The following is a 3,331-nucleotide window of genomic DNA, read 5'->3' on the forward strand; positions in this document are numbered from 1 at the left end:
TCAATAGATTTTCTCTCTTCTATATTTTTTTTAAGACTTTCTATTTTACCATTTAAATAAAACTCTTTATTTTTTAATTCATCAATATTATTTGTAATAGATTTTATTTCATTAGAATAATCATTTTGAAGTATTTTATTTTCACTTAAAAAATTATTCTTTTTATAAAAACTATTTATTAGAGAGAGTAAATCCAATTTATAATTTTTTAATTGTGCTTTCTTTTTTAAATCAAATGTATTAAATATTTCATCATGCTCTTTAATTTTCTCTCTCATAAGATTGGCATTAAAATTAAGCTTATCATTTAATTCTTTTATCTTTTCTTTTTTAGAACTTTCATTATTTATTTTATCATACAAAATATTTAATTCTTCTTTTATACTATTTTTTTTATTTTCCATTAAGTTAATTTGATATGGAATAGACGACTGAGCCCTTCCGCTATATTCTGCCCTAATTTCTGAAATCATCTTTCCTATATCAATATCAGAAGAGAATAATTTTTTCTTTATTTCACTCTCCCACTCTTTTGAATCTTTTTTATTATCAGACATATTAAATATTATTTCGCTTTGTCTTATGGCATACAAATTATTATAAGAATCTGGGTGAAGTTTAATACTATCATCAATTGCTGGCACACTCTCTACATCAATCTCATCTCCATATCTATTTTTTATCATCTTTGAAAAACCTAAGCTCTTTTTATTCTCAGAAAATAAATACATAAGTGAATCAAATATAGTAGTCTTTCCAGATTCATTTGCCCCATAAAATAAAGTAATAAAATCTGATATCTCAAAACTTTTATTTTTAAACTTTCCAAAATTATTTAGTTTTAAAAGCATAAACAAAACCCATTATTTTTTATTGTAAAGCATTATATATTTTCTCTATACCTAATCGTTTAGCAAGCTCTAATATTTCTAAATTATCTTTATTGTTAATATCAAACTCATAACTATTTACAACATCTAAAAACTCTTTAATTATTCTTTCGTTATAAGCATTCTCCAAAAAATATAATTGACTGTTTTTCAAATTGATATCTCTTACATTTTTTGAATATTTATTTATTATAGACTTCTTAGTTTTTTCAAGCTCATTTTCATCTTCTATAATACCATAAATATTAATGCTTATAATATCATTTTTTTTCCAATTAACAGATAAACTCTCTATCTTTGTTTCAATATCATAACTATTACATTCATAAACTCTATATTCTCCAGCAGATTCTATATTAATATGCTCTTTTTTTATTTTGTTATCTTTTATATCTAAACCCAAACATCTTCTAATTCCAATTTCTGCCTTGCTTCTTCTCCAAACTCTTGAAGAGCCCGGATAAACTATTTCAATATTTTCTATTCTTGTATCCATCTGTTTATGAATATGCCCTACTATTGCTAAATCAACATTAGACTTTTTTATTATATCAATAGGTATGCTAGCAGATGCCTCATTTTCTTCTATAGCCCATAAAGTACCCTCTACTATACCATGTGCTAATAAAATTCTCTTTTCATTTTTAAGACTATCAACCAACTCTAAAAACTCATTATTTACAGAGTATTTATCATTATAAGGCAATGCAACTATGTCTAAATCATCTATACTAAAAGCACTTATCTCTTCTAATACTGTAATATTACTAGGGAAATTTAATTGGCTTAAAGTAATTCCTTTAGATTTTAAGTTTTCATGATTGCCTTTAAGAAGATATATTTTATTTTCTTCTATTATACTTATAAACTCTTCTTTAAGCTCTTTCAAATCTTCAAATGTATCAAAAGTATCTCCAAGTAAAACTAAAGCATCATAATCTTTTGATATTTCTATTATTTCTCTAAGCACATTAAAAGAATATTCTCTCTCTGAAACACTTAAATGCAAATCTGAAGCTATTAATAATTTTGGCATAATTTTTATTTTCTCTGAAGTATATTATTTTTTGTATTATAGATTATATATATTAATTAATCAAGAATTGAAATTTAATTATTATGGTAGTATTATAAATGAAATAATTTTTTTAAATAAAGGCTTAAAGAATGGACAAAGAATACGCTAAACATCTAATGGGTATATACAAAGATAAAATACTTCATGAGAGAATGAAAAGAAGACTTGAATATTTCGAGAGAGTTTATAAGAGAGAAAATGATAAAAGGTTATTTGCAGAATTAGCCTTTTGTATATGCACACCTCAAACAAAAGCAAGAAGTGGGGCTGCTGCTATAATAGACCTTTATAATCATAATTTACTTTTTAAGGGTTCTGAAGAGAGTATTGCTAATATATTAATAAAGCATGTACGTTTTCACAATATGAAAGCTAGAAATATAGTTCTTGCAAGAAAGCTATATTTTCCAAAAGAGAAATTTATATTGAGAGAGAGAATTGATGATGCTATAAGAAACGATTCTATTGTGAGTTTGAGAAATGAATTAGCAAAAGAAGTTAAAGGCTATGGACTTAAAGAGGCTAGCCATTTTTTAAGGAATATTGGATTTGGACAAAAAATTGCTATACTTGATAGGCACATAATGAGAGTAATGAGCAAATTAGATATACTTCCAGAATCTATGACTCCAAAAACAAGCTTAACTAAAAATAATTATATGAGCTGCGAATCGAATTTAGTAGAGTACTCAAAAAAAGAAAAAATACCAATGGAATATTTAGATTTCGTATTTTGGTATGATGCCACTAACGATATATTTAAATAATATTATTTACTAATTTATGAGAGCATTCTTAGCATTAAATATTGATGAAAATATAAAAAGTAAATACCATAACCTTTTATTAAAAAAGATAGATGATAATATAGCAGAAGTGAAATTTGTAAATAAAAATAAAATGCATATCACATTAGTTTTTTTTGAAAATATAAAAGAAAGCGATATAGAAAAAATAAAATCATCATTAGAAAAAACAAGCAGTGTGATAAAGCCTTTTAATATATTCTTTGAAAAACTCTCATATTTCACAAATAAGTTTAATGATATAAATGTTTTGTTTGTAAAAGCAAATTGCAAAGAATTAGATGAATATGTAAAACATTTAAGGGATAATATTAATATAAAATATGACAAAAAAGATTTTAAATCGCATCTCACATTGGCAAGAGTAAAAAAGGTTTATGACAATGATAAATTAAAAGAGATAGTAAATAATATTAGTTTTGAAAAGAGCCGTTTTTTAGCGAACTCTATCACACTTTATGAAAGCGACTTTGTTAATTATAGAGAAATATTCACAGTAACGTTTTGAATATACTAAATATTTTTAATTTTTTTATTTGTGGTGGCTTTGCCCCCAC

At 24.4% G+C, this 3,331-nt stretch carries 4 protein-coding genes; 2 read left to right on the forward strand and 2 right to left on the reverse strand.

Annotated elements, in window-relative coordinates; translation table 11 throughout:
* Both E6A48_RS01160 and E6A48_RS01165 read right to left on the reverse strand, forming a co-directional pair.
* Nucleotides 1-851: AAA family ATPase (locus E6A48_RS01160; protein ID WP_219708174.1), on the reverse strand; the 851-nt coding region annotated here is incomplete at its 3' end.
* Between the two features lie 19 nt (nucleotides 852-870).
* Nucleotides 871-1,926, reverse strand: coding sequence for a metallophosphoesterase family protein (locus E6A48_RS01165; RefSeq protein ID WP_219708175.1), 1,056 nt, complete (start codon nucleotides 1,924-1,926; stop codon nucleotides 871-873).
* A 131-nt stretch (nucleotides 1,927-2,057) separates the two neighbouring features.
* On the opposite strand from E6A48_RS01165, the gene E6A48_RS01170 reads away from it, so the two are divergent.
* Nucleotides 2,058-2,735 (forward strand): 8-oxoguanine DNA glycosylase, encoded by a 678-nt coding sequence (locus E6A48_RS01170; RefSeq protein WP_219708176.1) that lies wholly within the window; start codon nucleotides 2,058-2,060, stop codon nucleotides 2,733-2,735.
* A gap of 16 nt (nucleotides 2,736-2,751) precedes the next feature.
* A complete protein-coding gene (gene thpR, locus E6A48_RS01175; RefSeq protein ID WP_219708177.1) occupies nucleotides 2,752-3,282 on the forward strand; it encodes an RNA 2',3'-cyclic phosphodiesterase in 531 nt (176 codons plus the stop codon).
* Nucleotides 3,283-3,331 lie beyond the last annotated feature (49 nt).

Source organism: Brachyspira pilosicoli (assembly GCF_019402445.1).
In the GTDB taxonomy this organism is placed as follows: domain Bacteria; phylum Spirochaetota; class Brachyspiria; order Brachyspirales; family Brachyspiraceae; genus Brachyspira; species Brachyspira pilosicoli_B.